Here is a 3,164-nt window from a genome sequence, read left to right as displayed (position 1 = left end):
AATCACGGCCTTTTCCATCATTTTTTTGTCTGAGCGTCCATTTTTTAGTACTTTCGTCTCCTTTCGAATTTCTCTCAAAAATACGCATCGGAGTTGACAGGCTGAAATTTCAGGCATAGTCTTCGTTTATTGGTCTTACCATTGAATTGGTAAGCGGAACCTAATTTATAAATATGTCATTCGATCCTATTATTCAGACCTCCGTTTCCGAGCAGGTAGCGCAGCGACTTTTGCAGATGATACGTACCGGTCAGCTCAAGCCAACGCAGCAATTGCCACCAGAGCGTGAGTTGGCGACTATGTTGGGAGTTGGTCGTCCAGCTGTGCGAGAGGCAATCCGCGGTTTGTCATTATTAGGCTTATTGCGCATTAGGCAGGGCGAAGGGACCTTCGTTGGTTCTCTGCATCCGCGTGAATTGCTTGAACCGTTAGAAATGATTATCGACCTTAACGCTGGCAGTCTCGATGCACTATTCGATTCGCGCATCATTATTGAAAGCGGCGTAGCCGCTTTGGCAGCAACGCATATTAGTGAAGAGCAATTGGCTTTCCTGGCAGCTACGGTAGAGGATGAAGTCGCCTTGTTGAGTGATGCGGCCACTTTTGCGGCCGCCGACGTCGCATTCCATGAGGTCATTATTGAAGCCTGCAATAATCCTTTCCTGCAAAGTATTGCCGGAAGTTTGTATGTATTGGGCAAAAAAAGTCGCTCTATTACATCCCGTATTCCAGCCGTTTTGGAGCGCAGTCTTCAAGATCACCGCGATATTCTGGCAGCGCTGCAAGCGCGCGATCCAGAGCGCGCCGCACTGTCTATGCGCAATCATTTATTGCGCGTACGTGAGGGCTACCAAAATGCCACCCACAGCGCCGATGCCGCGGCATCACATCTGCCACTCACCTAAACACTCCTTTATCGCCGCCTTCAAATCGTTAGCACGGGCTGTTGGTAACTTTATAACGACCATCGCCCGGGCGACTTGCCTCAGCATTTACGTCAAAAATACGTCTTTGTATTTATCTCATTTTTAAGGAGTCCTTCATGACCAATCGTTTAGCGGGTAAAACCGCATTGATTACCGCCGCTGCACAAGGTATAGGCCGCGCTACCGTTGAGGCATTCCTGCGCGAAGGCGCGCACGTGATCGCCACTGACATCAATGAAACACTATTAGCCGAACTGTCAACGCTGCCAAATTGTGTCGTGCGTAAACTTGACGTGACCAATAACGAAGAAGTCAAAGCCATAGCAGCAGAATTTGGCACCATCGACGTCCTGTTTAATTGCGCCGGATTTGTTCACCACGGCACTATTTTGGAATGCGATGAAGATGTGTGGAATTTCTCCTACAATCTCAACGTCGGGTCCATGTATCGGACTATTCGCGCCTTCCTGCCCGGCATGCTGGCTAACGGTGGTGGCTCGATTATCAATATGTCATCTGCCGCTTCCAGCATCAAGGGTGTGCCGGTCAGGTTTGCTTACGGCGCAACCAAAGCCGCGGTGATCGGATTGACGAAATCCGTTGCTGCCGATTTCGTTTCAAAGGGCATTCGTTGTAACGCCATCTGTCCCGGCACCGTAGAATCGCCGTCGTTGCGCGGACGTATCGCTGAACAGTCTCACACCAGCGGTCAAAGTGATGAGCAAGTGCGTCAAGGCTTTGTCGCACGCCAGCCAATCGGACGTCTGGGCAAAGCCGAAGAAATCGCCGCGCTGGCCTTGTATCTGGCCTCGGATGAATCTTCCTTCACGACCGGGACCAGCCAAATTATTGACGGTGGCTGGTCAAACTAATCGTCATTCAGGTAACCGTAATAGTGGCCGGTCAAATCGATTGAGCATCCATAAACGCATTAGAAACAGGAGCATATTTTGAAATTATTACGTCACGGCCCCAAAGGTCAGGAAAAACCAGCAGCGATGGACACTAACGGGAAAATTCGCGATCTGTCATCGATCATTAGCGATATCAGTCCAGAAGTATTATCCCCGGCTGGCCTGAAAAAATTGCAGGCAATCGATTTGTCAACGCTGCCGGAAGTGCCTGCACCGCAGCGCTTTGGTGCGCCATTTACAGGCCTGGGTAAATTCATCTGTGTAGGACTGAATTACAGTGACCATGCGGCCGAATCTGGCTTGCCGGTACCATCTGAACCAGTATTGTTCAATAAATGGTCGAGCTGCTTTGGCGGCCCTAACGATCCGATCGTCATGCCGAAAAATTCGGTCAAGACCGACTGGGAAGTGGAGTTGGGCGTGATTATCGGCAGCAAAGCGCGCTATGTCACGGTGGAAAATGCACTTAGCTATGTCGCTGGATACGCGGTGATAAATGACGTATCCGAGCGTGAATACCAGATTGAGCGCAGCGGCACCTGGGATAAGGGCAAAGGCTGCGACACGTTTGGGCCGGTGGGTCCTTGGCTGGTTACCGCCGACGAAGTTGGCGATCCACAAAACCTTTCCATGTGGTTGGACGTCAATGGCACACGCTACCAGAACGGTAATACCAAAACGATGGTTTTTAATGTCGCATTTCTAGTGCATTACATCAGCCAGTTCACAACACTTTATCCTGGCGACATTATCTCAACGGGCACGCCACCAGGCGTTGGCATGGGACAGAAACCGCAGGTTTTCTTAAAAAATGGTGACGTCGTCAAACTCGGAATCGAGAAACTGGGCGAGCAACAGCAAACTGTGCATACATGGAACGAAGCCTTGCTTGACTAAGAAGATTGCCAACTTCAAAGAGGGGTGTGCGGCAACGTAAAGCATGGCCTGATTTGTAGCGCACAGGTTTGTCCAAACAGGCAATTTAATCCTTCGTACATTTACGTTGGAGCGCGGTCAATTGACTCCTGCTCCGGCCTCGTTGCGTCTATTTAATCAAAAATAGCCGCAACACTTATAAAAATAAAAGGCCAGTCAACACTGCATCGCTTTCAACAGAAGCGCAAGCGGGTTGCACGGCAGATTCCAGTTCAGCGCGAGCATAGACGAATGCGAACTGGTCCATCAATGGATCTCGTATCCTAACAGGAGCAAAGCATGTCCGTAGCCAGTAGTTTTGTCACGTCCAGTACCACAGCATTTGAAGAGGCAGCCTATCGCAAGATAACCTGGCGCATTATTCCATTTTTGATAGTGTGTTTTATCT

The 3,164-nt window shown here is 49.8% G+C and carries 3 protein-coding genes; all 3 read left to right on the top strand.

Annotation, left to right across the window (positions count from 1 at the left end; all coding sequences use genetic code 11):
• Positions 1-173 precede the first annotated feature (173 nt).
• The 3 genes from QN379_RS23240 (at position 174) to QN379_RS23230 (ending at position 2,737) form a co-directional block, all read left to right on the top strand.
• Complete coding sequence (locus QN379_RS23240) at positions 174-905, top strand: FadR/GntR family transcriptional regulator (RefSeq protein WP_322238581.1); 732 nt, start codon at positions 174-176, stop codon at positions 903-905.
• 137 nt (positions 906-1,042) lie between these two features.
• On the top strand, positions 1,043-1,798 hold the full coding sequence (locus tag QN379_RS23235) for an SDR family oxidoreductase (RefSeq protein ID WP_322238582.1): 756 nt from the start codon (positions 1,043-1,045) through the stop codon (positions 1,796-1,798).
• Between the two features lie 78 nt (positions 1,799-1,876).
• Entirely contained in the window at positions 1,877-2,737 is an 861-nt protein-coding gene (locus tag QN379_RS23230; protein WP_322238583.1) for a fumarylacetoacetate hydrolase family protein, read from the top strand.
• Positions 2,738-3,164 lie beyond the last annotated feature (427 nt).

It is taken from the genome of Glaciimonas sp. Gout2, assembly GCF_035018905.1.
Classification (GTDB): Bacteria; Pseudomonadota; Gammaproteobacteria; order Burkholderiales; family Burkholderiaceae_D; genus Glaciimonas.
This window is presented reverse-complemented; position numbering and strand designations above follow the sequence as displayed.